This window comes from Nocardiopsis exhalans, assembly GCF_024134545.1.
In the GTDB taxonomy this organism is placed as follows: domain Bacteria; phylum Actinomycetota; class Actinomycetes; order Streptosporangiales; family Streptosporangiaceae; genus Nocardiopsis; species Nocardiopsis exhalans.
In genome coordinates this window covers 3,900,883-3,914,162 of the sequence record NZ_CP099837.1, presented here as the reverse complement: position 1 = coordinate 3,914,162, position 13,280 = coordinate 3,900,883, and the positions used below count along the sequence as shown (strand labels likewise).

The 13,280-nt window shown below is 68.7% G+C and carries 12 protein-coding genes; 6 read left to right on the top strand and 6 right to left on the bottom strand.

The genetic code is table 11. The annotated features are described in order from the left end of the window. Positions 1-74 precede the first annotated feature (74 nt). Positions 75-914 (bottom strand): SDR family oxidoreductase, encoded by an 840-nt coding sequence (locus NE857_RS17345; protein WP_254416713.1) that lies wholly within the window; start codon positions 912-914, stop codon positions 75-77. Positions 915-1,067: 153 nt separating this feature from the next. Between NE857_RS17345 and NE857_RS17340 the strand changes: the two genes are divergently transcribed. The 3 genes from NE857_RS17340 to NE857_RS17330 all read left to right on the top strand — a co-directional run bounded on the left by NE857_RS17340 (position 1,068) and on the right by NE857_RS17330 (position 3,815). Continuing rightward, positions 1,068-2,087, top strand: coding sequence for a tyrosine-type recombinase/integrase (locus NE857_RS17340; RefSeq protein ID WP_254416712.1), 1,020 nt, complete (start codon positions 1,068-1,070; stop codon positions 2,085-2,087). Between the two features lie 79 nt (positions 2,088-2,166). Continuing rightward, the gene (locus tag NE857_RS17335; protein ID WP_254416711.1) at positions 2,167-2,967 is read left to right on the top strand and encodes an exodeoxyribonuclease III; all 801 of its coding nucleotides are present in this window, start codon (positions 2,167-2,169) and stop codon (positions 2,965-2,967) included. Between the two features lie 11 nt (positions 2,968-2,978). Beyond that, positions 2,979-3,815: an alpha/beta fold hydrolase gene (locus tag NE857_RS17330; protein WP_254416710.1), complete on the top strand. Its 837-nt coding sequence runs from the start codon at positions 2,979-2,981 to the stop codon at positions 3,813-3,815. 125 nt (positions 3,816-3,940) lie between these two features. On the opposite strand, the gene NE857_RS17325 is transcribed toward NE857_RS17330, so the two are convergent. The 3 genes from NE857_RS17325 to NE857_RS34275 all read right to left on the bottom strand — a co-directional run bounded on the left by NE857_RS17325 (position 3,941) and on the right by NE857_RS34275 (position 6,769). Continuing rightward, on the bottom strand, positions 3,941-4,729 hold the full coding sequence (locus tag NE857_RS17325) for a class I SAM-dependent methyltransferase (RefSeq protein ID WP_254416709.1): 789 nt from the start codon (positions 4,727-4,729) through the stop codon (positions 3,941-3,943). 100 nt (positions 4,730-4,829) lie between these two features. After that, positions 4,830-5,492: a response regulator gene (locus NE857_RS17320; protein ID WP_254416708.1), complete on the bottom strand. Its 663-nt coding sequence runs from the start codon at positions 5,490-5,492 to the stop codon at positions 4,830-4,832. Then, positions 5,489-6,769 carry a sensor histidine kinase gene (locus NE857_RS34275; RefSeq protein WP_301184222.1) on the bottom strand — a complete coding sequence of 427 codons (1,281 nt, stop codon included), beginning with the start codon at positions 6,767-6,769 and terminating at the stop codon, positions 5,489-5,491. Before NE857_RS34275 ends, NE857_RS17320 begins: the two co-directional genes overlap by 4 nt. Positions 6,770-7,110: 341 nt before the next feature. Between NE857_RS34275 and NE857_RS17310 the strand changes: the two genes are divergently transcribed. After that, positions 7,111-8,583 carry an amino acid permease gene (locus NE857_RS17310; protein ID WP_254416707.1) on the top strand — a complete coding sequence of 491 codons (1,473 nt, stop codon included), beginning with the start codon at positions 7,111-7,113 and terminating at the stop codon, positions 8,581-8,583. Between the two features lie 156 nt (positions 8,584-8,739). On the opposite strand, the gene NE857_RS17305 is transcribed toward NE857_RS17310, so the two are convergent. Then, entirely contained in the window at positions 8,740-9,261 is a 522-nt protein-coding gene (locus NE857_RS17305) for an ankyrin repeat domain-containing protein (protein ID WP_254422015.1), read from the bottom strand. Positions 9,262-9,329: 68 nt separating this feature from the next. Between NE857_RS17305 and NE857_RS17300 the strand changes: the two genes are divergently transcribed. Beyond that, positions 9,330-9,872, top strand: coding sequence for a hypothetical protein (locus NE857_RS17300; RefSeq protein ID WP_254416706.1), 543 nt, complete (start codon positions 9,330-9,332; stop codon positions 9,870-9,872). A 293-nt stretch (positions 9,873-10,165) separates the two neighbouring features. After that, positions 10,166-11,341, top strand: coding sequence for an IS30 family transposase (locus NE857_RS17295; protein WP_184372460.1), 1,176 nt, complete (start codon positions 10,166-10,168; stop codon positions 11,339-11,341). 87 nt (positions 11,342-11,428) lie between these two features. On the opposite strand, the gene NE857_RS17290 is transcribed toward NE857_RS17295, so the two are convergent. After that, complete coding sequence (locus NE857_RS17290; protein ID WP_254416705.1) at positions 11,429-13,144, bottom strand: hypothetical protein; 1,716 nt, start codon at positions 13,142-13,144, stop codon at positions 11,429-11,431. Between the last annotated feature and the right edge of the window lie 136 nt (positions 13,145-13,280).

Genomic DNA, 13,280 nt, shown 5'->3' with positions numbered 1-13,280 from the left:
CCCCCCTTTTTTGTGGGGTGGGTGAGGGTACTCCCCCGGCACGTGGGGCCGTTTGCGGTGCGCAAGAGTGGGGTTCAGCTGAGGAACTCGTGGGCGCCGCGCAGGCGGGTGGTGAGGCGTTGTCGGGTGCGGCGGGCGTCCAGGCGCAGTTCCAGGGGGCCGGGTGGGCCGACCTCGGCACGGCGGGCTCGGGGCAGTGTGTCGGGGTCCAGGCCCTGTTGGCGGGCGATGAGGGTGCCCAGGGTGTGGCGGCTCAGGGCGTGGGAGCCGACCAGGTGGTAGATGCCGGTGTGGGTGGGGTCGGTGAGTTCCAGCAGGGCGGCGGCCAGGTCCTGGACGTGGACGGGGCAGCGGATGTCGTCGGTGAACAGGGCTCCGGTGGCTGCCCCGGTGGCCAGGGCGCGGACGCGTTGTTCGTGGGTGGAGTGGCCGTTGCCGATGATGAGTGAGGTGCGGGCGATGACGGCGGTGGGGTCCAGGGCGGCGATGGCGGTTTCGGCGGCGGCTTTGGCTGCGCCGTAGGGGGTGGTGGGGTCGGGGTGGGCGGTTTCGTCGTAGTGGGGGGTGTGGCCGGAGAAGACGGCGTCGCTGGAGACGTGGATCAGGCGGGTGCGGGTTCGGGTGGTGGCTTGGGCCAGGTGGGTGGGGCTGTGGGCGGTGGTGGGCCAGTCGTGTTGGCGGTAGGCGGCGTTGATGACGGTGTGGGGTCGCAGGGTGGTGATCAGGTGGTGGACCTGGTCGCGGGAGCGTAGGTCCAGTGGGGTCCAGTGCACGTGGGGGGTGTTGTTGGGTGGGCGGGTGTGGAAGGTGGCGGTCACGGGTTGGTTGTGGGTGTGTGGGGAGTCTGGGGTGGTGGTTTGGCGTAGGAGTTCGGTGCCGAGCAGGCCGGTGGCGCCCACGATGAGCAGGGTCATGGGCGCACGTTAGCGCCTGGGGTGGGGTGGGGTTCTTCGGTGTTTTTCGGGTGTGGGCCGCTCCCCCGCTCTTGTGCTCCCCCGTTGTCGCCGTAGGCCTGTGGGTGTGCCTGGGTGCGCGCGGTGGGTGCTGGGATCGGCAATGCTGGGGGCATGAGTGGTGATGCGGTGTCGGTGGAGCAGGCGATCGAGCGGTATCTGGTGGCCAGGCGGGCGGCCAAGCCGTCGCCGCACACGGTGGCGGCCTACCGGCGTGACCTGGTGGCGGTGCTGGGGTGTGTGGGTCGGGCGTTGGGGCGTGAGGTGTCCGGGGTGGGGTTGGGTGAGTTGGATGCGGGGGTGTTGCGGGAGGCCTTCGCGGAGTTCGCTGAGGAGCGGGCGGCTTCCAGTGTGTTGCGGGCCTGGTCGACGTGGAACGGGTTCTTCGCGTTCTGGGTCTCGGAGCGGGTGGTGGCGGGCAATCCGATGTCGGCGGTGCCGCGGCCGCGGGTGAAGCCTTCGGGGCCCAAGCCGTTGATGGGTGAGGACACCCCCGAGCGGTTGTTGGAGGCGTTGGCGCGTGGGGCGCGGCGGGCGCGTGATCCGTGGCCCGAGCGCGATCTCGCGGTGTTGGCGTTGGCGTTGTTGACGGGGATGCGGTCGGCGGAGATGTTGTCGTTGCGGGTGGAGTCGTTGGGTGGGCGGCCCGGGGAGCGGCGGATTCGGGTGGTGGGTAAGGGTGGTGGTGAGCGGGTTTTGCCGATCGAGGTGCCGTTGGAGGCTTTGTTGGAGGCGTATCTGGCTTCGCGTCGGGTGCGTTTTGATGCGCCGGTGCGGGGTGGGGATCCGTTGTTGGTGGATAACCGGGGTGAGGGGTTGCGTCGGGGTGGGTTGCAGTATCTGGTGAAGCAGTGTTACCGGTATGCGGGGGTCAATGACCGGGTGGCGCGGGGGACGTTGGTGCATGCGTTGCGGCACACCTTTGCCACGCGGTTGGCGGAGGATGGTGCTTCGGTCACCGAGATCATGCATTTGTTGGGGCATTCGTCGGTGACCTCCTCGCAGGCCTATATCGAGGTGACGGCCAGGGCGCAGCGGGAGGCGGCTTCGTCGAATCGGACCTATGGGGTGTTGCGGCGTCTGGCTGCTGATGGTGTGGGGGGTGAGGAGCCGGCGCCTCAGGGTGGTGGGTGAGCAGGGGTGGGTGGCGGCTGGGGTTGGGGTGGGGGCTGTGGTGGTTACGCTGAGGGGCGTGAATCAGTCGAGTTTTGTAGTGTCCAGCGTCAACGTCAACGGGTTGCGGGCGGCCGCGAACAAGGAGCCGGGGTTCGTCTCGTGGTTGTCGGCCACTGGGGCGGACGTGGTGTGTTTGCAGGAGACGCGTGCTGAGCCCGATCAGCTTCCCGCGAAGGTGCTCGCGCCCCAGGGTTGGCATGTGGTGTTGTGTCCGGCGCAGGCCAAGGGTCGTGCGGGGGTGGCGATCTATGCGCGTGTTGAGCCGGATGAGGTGCGGGTCGGGTTCGGTGAGCAGGAGTTCGCGGACTCGGGCCGGTATGTGGAGGCGGACTTCGGTGAGGTGACGGTGGCCAGTCTGTACCTGCCCTCGGGTGAGGTGGGCACCCCGCGTCAGGAGGAGAAGGAGCGCTTCATGGAGGCGTTCTTGCCCTATCTGGTCAAGCGGCGTGCCCAGGTGGAGGCGCAGGGGCGGTCGCTGGTGGTGTGTGGTGACTGGAACATCGCGCATACCGAGGCGGATCTGAAGAACTGGCGCGGTAACAAGAAGAACTCGGGGTTCTTGCCCGAGGAGCGTGCGTGGTTGTCGCGGGTTTTCGATGAGGCGGGGTATGTGGACGTGGTGCGTTCGCTGTTCCCGGATCAGGAGGGCCCGTACTCGTGGTGGTCCTACCGGGGTAAGGCTTTCGATAACGACACGGGGTGGCGTATCGACCTGCAGGTGGCCACGCCGGGTCTGGCGGGGCGGGCACTGTCGGGTGGGGTGGAGCGTTATCCCAGCCGTGAGGAGCGTTGGTCCGACCATGCTCCGGTGACGGTGGCTTACGGGATTGGGAAGTAGGGGGTCAGGTCATGGGTGTTCCGATCGTTTTGGCGCATGGGTTGCGGTCCTCGTCGAGTATGTGGCGGCCGCAGGTGGAGTTCTTGGAGGCGCAGGGGCGCACGGTGGTGGCCCCTGACCTGCCCGCGCACGGGTCGCGTCGGGGTGAGGACTTCTCGGTGGGGCGTGCGGTGGACACCCTGTTGGAGGCGATCGACTCGGTGGGTGGGCGGGCCTTGCTGGTGGGGTTGAGTATGGGGGGTCTGGTTTCGATTGCGGCGGCCGGTGCGGCTCCGGGGCGTGTCGCCGGTTTGGTGGCGGCCAGTTGCACGGCCCAGCCCGACCAGTCGTTGGCGCAGGTGTACCGGATCCCGTCGGTGTTGATGGAGCGGCTGCCGGACAAGGGTGCGGCCGTCAACGAGCGTTTTCACCGGTTGACGTTGCGTGATGGTGCGGCTGATGCGGTGGTTGATGGCGGGTTGGCGGTGGAGTCGGCTACGGCGGTGATCGATGAGTTGGCCACGATCGATGCGTTGTCGGCGTTGTCGGCCTATCCGGGGCCGGTGTGGTTGATCAACGGGGCGCGGGATCACTTCCGTATTCACGAGAAGGCGTTCTTCGAGGCGTGCGCGGAGGGGCGCTTGGTGAATGTGCCGCGGGCCGGGCACATGGTGAGTCTGGATCAGCCGGTGAACTTCTCGCGGATCGTTTCTGACGCGGCTGACGTGGTGGGGGTGCGTGAGGCGCGGGCCGGGTTGGAGCCGGGTGCTCAGGTGCCCGATGTGGTGGATTCGCCGCCTTCGGATGTGGAGGATGAGGTGGCGGCCGGGGTGGACTCGGTGGCCACGGTGGACCCTGAGGGGCCCTGATGCGATCTGGTCCTTGACCGAGTGGGTGCTGGAGGGTGCCCGGGGGTCACGGGGGGTGTCGGAGCGGTGAAGAGGGGGCGGTGGGCCGTGTGGCCCGCCGCCCCCTCTTTTGTGGTGGGTGGGGTTCAGGGTTGGTGGGTGGGGTCGTCGGCGTGGGTGCGGGGGCGGGGCGGGGCGGGGATGGCCTGTCCGGGGCGGGGGCGTTCGGGCAGGCGGAAGAAGATCATGGGGTTGTGGGGGGATTCGCGTATCGGGGTGTCCAGGCCGAGTTCGGTTTTGAGGTCGTTGAGGGCTTGGTGGTGGTGGGGTGCGCGGGCGGCTGAGGCGGTGAAGTAGTCGGTGGTGTTGTTGGTCAGCCATTTGAGGACGACGGCTCCTTCGGTGAAGGGCAGGGCGTAGCGCTGGTGGAAGACGTCGTGGACGCTGACGGGGATGTGGGCGGGCAGGGTGGGCAGCAGGTGGTGGATGTACCAGCGGGCGAACCAGCCGTTGTGGGCGGCGTCGATGAACAGGTAGTCGGTGTCGGTGGGGATGTGGGTGATCTTGGCGCGGACGTCGCCTTTGGTGAAGGTCCAGCGGTCGGCGGACAGGTGTTCGGGGACGTGGGTGGTGGCGTGGTCGACGATGTCGAAGGAGTGGAGGTGGCCGGTGCCGTTGTCGCGGAGGGCGGAGAGGATCCAGGAGGTGGACCAGCCGTAGTAGGTGCCGATTTCGACGACGTTGGCGGGTTGGTGGTGGCGTAGGAGCAGGTAGGTGATTTCGGCTTCGAGGTCGTCGAGTTGGGGGGTCATGGCGGGGTCGGCGTCGGCGTGGAGCCTGCGTTGTTGGTCGCGTACCGTGGCCAGGTCGTCTCGGTGGGTGCGGTAGAGGGTGCGGATGAGGTCGAGGTCGATGGGTGTGGGTGCGGTGGGCATGGTGTTCTCCCCCGGGTGTGTTGGTCTGGGCCGCCTTTGAGTGCTGAACGTAACAGTGTGGTTGCTGTGTGTTGGGGCTTTGGTGGGTGTGTCGTGGTTTTCAGGAGGGGTGTGGGGGGTTGCCGGGGCGGATGAGGCCGGAGTCGTAGGCGGCGATGACGGCTTGGGTGCGGTCGCGGACACCGAGTTTGGTGAGGGTGTTGGACACGTGGGTTTTGACGGTTTGGAGGCCCAGGTGCAGGTGGGTGGCGATTTCGGCGTTGGTGAGGCCTTGGGCGATGAGGGTGAGGGTTTGGGCTTCGCGTTCGGTGAGGGTGGCCACGGCTTGGGCGGCGGGGGTGGGTTGGGCGGGTTGGGTGGCGGCCATGGTGCGTAGGGCGGTGGGGAAGAGGAGGGTGTCGCCGCGGTGGACCAGGCGGATGGCGGCCAGGATGTTTTCGGGTGGGGTGCGTTTGAGGAGGAAGCCGTGGGCTCCGGCGCGTAGGGCGCCCCAGACGTAGTCGTCGTTGTCGAAGGTGGTGATGACGAGGACGCGGGGTGGGTGGGGTGAGCGTTGGAGGGTGTGGGTGGCTTGGATGCCGTCCAGGCCGGGCATGCGCACGTCCATCAGGATCAGGTGGGGGCGGGTGCGGCGGACCAGGTCGGGTACGTCGGCGCCGTCTGCTGCTTGTCCGGTGACTTCCATGTCGACTTCGGCGTTGATGAGGGCGGCTAGGCCGGCGCGGATGAGGGCTTCGTCGTCGACGAGGTTGATCCTGATCATGGGGTCTCTTTCCAGGTCAGGTGGAGTGTGGTGTGGAAGTGGGTGGTGGTGGCCTCGGTGGTGAGGGTGCCGCCGATCAGATGGGCGCGCTCTTGCATGCCCTGGATGCCGCGGCCGCCGGTGCGGTGGCGCCGGTGGGTTTTGGTGGTGCGGGGTGGGAGGGGGTTGGTGATGGTGAGGGTGAGTTGGCCGGGGGTGGTGTGCAGGGTGAGGGTGAGGGGTTGGTGGGGTGCGTGGCGTAGGGCGTTGGTGAGGGCTTCTTGGGCGATGCGGTAGGTCTCGCGGGAGAGCAGGGCGGGTACTTGGGTGAGCCGACCGTGGATGTGGCAGGCCAGGTCGGTGCCGGTGTGTTGGGTGGCCTGGGTCAGGTGGGTGAGGTCGCCCAGGTCGGGTGGGGGTGCGGTGGGGGTGGGGGTGTCCTGGCGTAGGAGCCCCAGGGCGTGGTCGAGGTCGGCGGTGGCGGTGCGTGCGGTGTCGGCGATGTGGGTCAGGGCCTGGCGGGCGAAGTCGGGGTTGGTGTCGATCAGGCGGGCGGCGGTGGCGGCTTGGAGGGTGACCACGGACAGGGCGTGGCCCAGGGAGTCGTGGAGTTCGCGGGCTAGGCGGTTGCGTTCGGCTAGGCGGTGGGCGTGGGTGTGGGCGGCGGTCAGGCGGTCGGTGGGGGTGGGTCCGAGTAGGTGGGGTGCTGCTTTGGTCAGGAGGTGGCCGGTGAGGGCGATGGTGTAGATCAGGGCCAGGACCCAGGTCAGGGCTAGGGGTGGGCCCCATAGGGGGTGGGTGAGGTGGCCGTAGCCGAAGAGGGTGAAGGGGCCCTGGGCGATGGGGTGGGGTTGGGGGGTCAGGGGTGCGATGGCTAACAGGGCGGCTTCGGTGAGGGCGACCATGGTGGCCAGGCAGGTGGCCATGCCCAGGGTTAGGTGGAGGTGGAGCCAGGCGGTGGTGCGCCATCGGCTGGTGGTGGGGGTGGGGTCCAGGGGGGTGAGGAGGGCGCGGGCCAGGTGGAGTTGGCCGGTGCGGGTGGTTTTGATTTGGGCGGTGGCGGTGAGCAGGGTGGTGCCGATGAGCAGGGTCAGGGCCCAGAGGGTGGGGTTGGGGTCGGTGGTGGCTTGGGCTGCGGTGGGGTTGGGGCTGGTGAGCAGGGTGCTCAGGACCAGGGCGGCCATGAGGTAGGGCATCAGGAGTGCGCCGCCGATGATCAGGTAGGCCCAGCGTTGGTAGGTGTGGGCGCTGACCAGGGGGTGGAGTGTTCTGGTCAGGGGGGTGGTGAGGTGGCGCATGGGTGGATCGTGGCACGGGCGGGTGGGTGTGCGCCTCCCTCTGGGGTGGGAGGGCGTGGCGTGGGATGGGTTTGGTCACCTTGGGGATGGGGTGGGGGTGGTGTGGTGTTGCATCAGGCGCGACACACACTTGGGGTTTTGATGGTGGTTTTGACCCCTGAGTGAAGAAGATGACCTAGCTCGCATTCGTAGGTTCATGGGCTTTTTTCTGGGGCTAGTGAAAAATGTGATGAACCTTTCGTCCTATGGTGGGGCCCGTGACAGGCAGTGAAACGTCGTCCGAAGAGACGACCCCAACAGACAACGGGTCGGGGCTGGCACACTCGCTACGCCGCCGACACATGGCACTGATCGCGATCGGCGGATCGGTGGGCGCCGGGCTGTTCATCGGCTCAGGCGCGGTGATCCAGACCGCGGGACCCGCGGCGGTTCTGTCCTACGCGTTGGCCGGAGCCCTGGTCTTCTTGACCCTGCGGGCTCTGGGCGAGATGGTCGTGTCGGTTCCGGCCGGAGGTTCCTTCTCCGACTACGCCCGCCTGGCGTTCGGGCCCCGGGCCGGGTTCACCATCGGCTGGGTCTACTGGTGGATGTACGCGGTCCTGGTGGCCGCGGAGTCGGTGGCTGGAGCCGCCATCCTGAGCCAGTGGGTGGACGTGCCCGGCTGGGCCCTGGCATTGATCGTGCTCTTGACCATGACCGTGGCCAACCTGATCTCGGTCAAGGTCTTCGCTGAGACCGAATCCCTGTTCTCCCTGATCAAGGTCGCCACCATCGTGGCCTTCCTGCTGGTGGGCGGCCTGTACGCCTTCGGCCTGTGGACCGGTTCCGATGGTTCCACGGTCACCAACCTGTGGGAGCTGGGCGGGTTCGCCCCCAACGGCTGGGTCGCGGTCCTGGGCGCCACCGTGGTGGTCCTGTTCGCCTTCGGTGGCGTGGAGATCATCACCATCGCCGCCGGTGAGAGCGCCGAACCCGAGCGCGGGGTGGCCTCGGCCATCACCAACGTCCTGTGGCGCATCGGCCTGTTCTACGTCGCCTCCATCCTGGTCGTGGTGATGGTCGTGCCGTGGAACTCCACCGAGCTCAACCGCAGCCCCTTCGTGGTGGTCATGGAGACCGTGGGTATCCCCGGCGCCGCACTGATCATGGAGGTCGTGGTCCTGATCGCGGTGCTGAGCGTGCTCAACGCCGCCATGTACACCTCCTCGCGGATGCTGTTCATGCTCACCCGTCAGGGTGACGCCCCCCGTGTGCTCAAGGGCACCAACCGGCGTGGGGTGCCGGTGCGCGCCATCTTGTTGGGTACCGTGGTCGGCTACGCCGCGGTGGTCGCCGACTACCTCTTCCCCGGCCAGGTCTTCCCGTTCCTGGTCGCCTCCATCGGCGCGATCCTGCTGGTGCTGTTCTTGACCATCTGTGCCTCGCAGCTGGTGGTGGGCGCTCGGGTGCGCCGCAACGCCCCCGAGCGCATCACCCTGCGCATGTGGGGCTTTCCCTACCTGACCTGGGCCACTCTGCTGGGGCTGGCGGCGATCTTCCTGGCCATGGCCACCCTGCCCGAACACCGCCAGGCCCTGTGGGCGACCATCGCCTCCATCGTGATCGCGGTGCTGGCCTACGAGGCACGCCGCCTGTTCGGGCCCGCCAAGCCCAGCCGCCACGTGCTGGGTGTGCAGGGTCGGGCCACCCCCGAGGAACTGGACCGCATCGCCGGAACCGGCGCCAAGGCGGCAGCTGTGGCCGCCCCGGCCGCTGGTGGTGGCCACAGCAGCGGCTCGGAGGGCGAGGGAGCCGGGCACTCCCCCGACCACTAGAGCAACCCCCCGGCCCCGCCCACCGGGGCCGGTCCCCACCAGGGGCTCCCACAGCCAGGGGAGCAAACACCTTTCACAGCCCTGACGGACACCCGTGGCGCCGTCCCCCACCCGGGGGCGGCGCCACGGTGCGTTCAACGCGAGTCCGGTGACTTCTCAGGAGCCCGGTTCAGGGTCGCGGCGCGCACGCGCGGCGCGCACGCCGTTGTCGAACAGCTCCAACAGTCCCTGCTGGTCGAACATTCGGGCGCTCTCGCGCGCCGAGGGGGTACCTGTGTCGGGGTCGGCGCCTGCTCGCACCAGGGCCCGGACGATCTCGTCCTCGCCCTTGAAGACCGCCCCGGCCAGGGGTGACTGGCCGCGGTCGTTGAGCCGGTCGGGGTCGGCGCCGTGCTCCAGCAACAGTTCCACCACGGGTAGGTGGCCGTGGTAGGCGGCCAGCATCAGCAGGGTGTCGCCGTGGTCGTTGGTGAGGTTGGCGGGCAGCCCTGCCTGGAGGTAGGGGGCCAGTTTCAGGGCGTGCCCGGCGCGGGCGTGGCCGAACAGGCGGGTGGCGAGTTCGATGACCTCGGGGTCGTGTTCTGGTTGGCTCACGCTGGGCAGCCTAGTGCGGGTCAGGGGGCTTGTGCGGTGGGTGGTACGGGCGTGCCGCACACTGGTGTCCGATATGGCCGACATGGGGCTCATGGTGCTGATCTTGGTTTTTGTCGCTATGGTTCTGCGCAACCCCTGAGAGGAGCACCCCCGTGCGACATGTTGTCGGCTTCCTGTCGGGCCTGATCCTGGGTCCGATGCTGCTACTGGTGACCGGCTGGGCGTTCGCTCACCTGCGGGGCCTGCACACGGCTGGTATGAGTGTGCTGCAGGGCAGCGGCCCGGTGGCGCTGGCCGGCCTGGTGGGCGTGGGTCTGCTGGTGGCCCTGGTCGCGGTTCCGCCCCGGATGACCCCGATGCTGCCCTTTTCCGCGGCGCTGGTTCTGGGCGGGGCGAGTGCGGCTGCTCTGGTGCGTATGCACCTGTTGGAGCGGTTGCCGGTCCTGCCCGGGACGGAGGGCGCCCTGACGCTGTTGCCCCTGGGTGTGTTCGTGCCCCTGACGCTGGTGCTGTTGGCCCCCTTGTTCGTGGGCACCCGTTGGGTCCGCGAGGAGGAGGGGCTCACGGAGGAGGACTACTTCGACGGCCTCTACGACGAGGACGACGAGGGTGGGGCCCCTCCCCGCGGCTCCACCCGGGCCGAGCCGGTTGCGGCCCACCACGAGCCGCGTCACCGGCTGGAGGATGACCACTGATCCTGCCTCGCACGCAAGGGGCCCGGGAGCGCGTTCTTGGGTTCTAGCGGTGGTCGCAACACCCTGACTTTCAGGAGGTTGCGACCACCGTGTCGTTTTCGAAGCAGGAACTGGCCCGCCTGCGGGCGAGGTTCCTGGAACTGATGGCAGAGGTCGGTAACGTCACAGAGGCCGCACGCCGTCTCGGAGTGAACAGGAACACCGCGTTCTCCTGGGCCAGGAAGGCCGGGCTGGGCTCCAAACGGCTCCCGCACCCAGGGAAGGCACAGTTCCACCGGCTGCGCTCACAGGGACTGTCCCGGCGAGAGGCCGCGCAGCAGGTAGGGGTGAACGAGCGCACCGCCCGGGACTGGGACCACGGGGTCTGCAAGTCCGGCAACTCCAGGCTCTACCCCGACGGCCGCCGTGTGGACTACTCCACCGGACAGACCACCATGGAGTCCATGGCCAGTCCCGCACCCACCGTAGCCGTGCTCGAAAAGCAGATCGATCCGCGTTTTTTGACCCTCGCGGACCGGGAGAAGATCGCTGACCTGGACCGGGCAGGGTGGAGCTTGCGGGCGATCGGCCGCGACCTGGGGCGCCCCGCCTCGACGATCAAGCGCGAGCTCGATCACCACCGGAACACGGACGGCTCCTACGGCGCTTATGCGGCCCAACGCGAGGCAACCGCCCGCAGGGCGCGTCCCAAACCCGCCAAGCTCGCCGCTCCAGGCCGGTTGCGCGACTACGTCGCCCAGGGGTTGGAGGAACAATGGTCACCGGAGCAGATCAGTCAACGGATTCGCACCGACCACCCCGACGACGAGGACATGCGCGTGAGCCACGAGACGATCTACCAGGCGCTCTACGTCCAAGCCCGCGGCGGACTCAAGCGCGAGGTCGCCGCCGCGCTGCGCACCGGCCGCATCCGACGCAAGCCCCGCCGCTCACCTGAACGACGGCAGAGCCGGTTCACCGATCCGATGGTGATGATCAGCGAGCGCCCCGCCGAGATCGAAGACCGTGCCGTCCCGGGGCACTGGGAAGGCGATTTGATCACGGGTGCGTACAACAAGTCCGCGATCATCACCCTGGTCGAGCGCTCCACCCGGTACGTGCTGCTGGGGCACCTGCCCGGGGAGCACACCGCCGAAGCCGTCGGGGGTGTGCTGAGCGAGCTGATCGGGTCGCTGCCCGAGCATCTGCGCGGATCGTTGACCTGGGACCAGGGCAGCGAGATGGCCTCGCACAAGGCGTTCAGCGTCGCTACGGGGGTGCCGGTGTTCTTCTGCGATCCGGCCTCCCCCTGGCAGCGCGGATCGAACGAGAACACGAACGGTCTGCTGCGCCAGTACTTCCCCAAGGGCACGGACTTGTCCGCTCATGGTCCGCTGGATCTGGAGCATGTCGCGCACAAACTCAACGGTCGGCCACGCAAGACGCTCGGCTGGGAAACCCCAGCCGAGCGTCTGGCTATGATCGTCTGATCAACGAGGTGTTGCGACGACCAGTTGAATCCGCCGTTCGCTCCCGGGCCCCTTGCGTGCGAGGTGCGGGTGCCCGTGGTGTTGGGCTCAGCGCCAGGTGGGGCCCCAGGCCGAGCTCTGGGAGACCCCGCGCGGCATCCGCGGCAGGCCGGTGGAGGTCGTGTTCGGGTTGGTGGCGGGTGCGGTCTGGGGGGCTGCCTCGTGGGCGGGGCCCTCGGCCTCTTCGGGCTCCTCGGCCTCTTCGGTGTCAGGGTCCGGTTCGGTATCGGCCACCACGGGGATCTGGGCGGTCAGTCCGTCGACTGGCTGTCCACCGGTGTCGTCAGCGGCTTCGAAGGGGTTCTGGGGCCGGGCGCGGTCCTCGAAGGTGAACTCGGGGCCGGTGGTGACCGGGGCGGGCACCGCGATGTCGGGCTCGGGCTGGAGTTGGGCGTCCTCGGTCTTTTCGGGCTCGGGGGTCTGCTCGGCCGCGGGCGGCTCGAGCGGGGGTTGTGGAGTCTGGAGCGGCGCCTGGTCCTCAGCGCTGGCCTGGGCGGAACCGGCCGTAGCGGAGCTGACCGCATCAGGGCTGAAGGGGTCGGGTGCCGCCGCCGGTGCCGGGTCGGCCGCCTCGCTCCCGCTCTGGGGGTGCTGTGCTGCCTGGGCCTTGGCCTCGGTGAGGAAGCCGCGCACACGCTGGGCGTCGGGGGCCGGTCCGGGGGTCTGGAGCACCACCGGTTCGGGCAGGGGTGTGTGGTCCTCGGGGTCGGGGATGGCGGGCTCGGCCGGGGCGACCCGCTTCCACCACAGATCGGCTTCCTCGCGGCTGAGTTCGGATTCCACTTCCAGCCAGCCGCGCACGTGCATGTGGCGCCGGCCGGCGTTCCAGGAGCGGGGGTAGGGCTGTTCGTCCAGGACCAGGACGTGTTCGCCGTCGACGGTGGGGATCTCGGCGGGCACACCCTCGTTCCACACCCAGGAGCCGTCGTGGGCGACCATGTTCCACCAGCCCCACACGGTTTGGGCGGTGGGGTCCACGGGGCCGTCGCGGAAGGAGGCGGTCCAGCGCGGGTCGGGTGCCTCGCCGCTCAGGCCCTGGCCGCTGGGGCCGATGAGGGCGTCGGCCAGCAGGGTGTGCAGCTGGAAGTTGTCGCCGATGCCGTCGAAGAGCACCCGGAAGGCGCGGGTGGAGGCGCGGTCCATGACCAGGGCCGAGGTGGCCTCGGCCATGCGTAGCAGGGCGCGGACTTCGTCGAACTCGGCGAGCAGGTCGCTGAGCTGGTTGGCGATGGCCACGAGTTCGGCGTGCAGGGAGGGGTCGCGGCGGATGTGGGCGCGCACGCTGGATTCGCTGAGCATGGTGCGGGCGGCCAGGCCGTGGCGGCGGATGGTCCACCAGCACATGGTGGCGGCTGGGGCGTCGGGGCCCAGATCGGCGGCCACGCGCGCTTCGGCGTCGGCGGTGACGGCGTCGGGGTCGGGTGGGGTGCCGCCGCCGGTGCGCTCCCAGGCGCGGACGAAGACGATGGCGCCCTTGCCCATGGTGCGCAGGCGGTGCAGGATTTCGACGCCGGCGGGGCCGGGGTCGGTGCCCATTTCGACCAGGGCGCCGGCGACCACGGACAGGTCGGCGATGATGCCGGGGGCGGCGTGGTCTCCGGAGAGCAGGGGGGTGAGGGCTTCCAGGGCCAGTTCCCGTTCGGAGGCGGGGATCTGGGAGGCCAGGAGGTAGACCTTGTGGACGGCTGGTGGGAACTGTTGGGGGTCCGTGGCGACGGAGGCGTCGATCAGTTCTTGGAAAGCCGCGCGAAACTCGTCGACCATGGGTCCGTCCCCTTTCTCACGCAACCAACCTAATGTCTCATCAGGGAAGGATCGCACTTTAACTGGCTATATCGGGTGTTGCTGGTGTGTTTGTTGGTGATTCGAGATGGGGTGGTTGCCGGTGAGTTGCCGGATC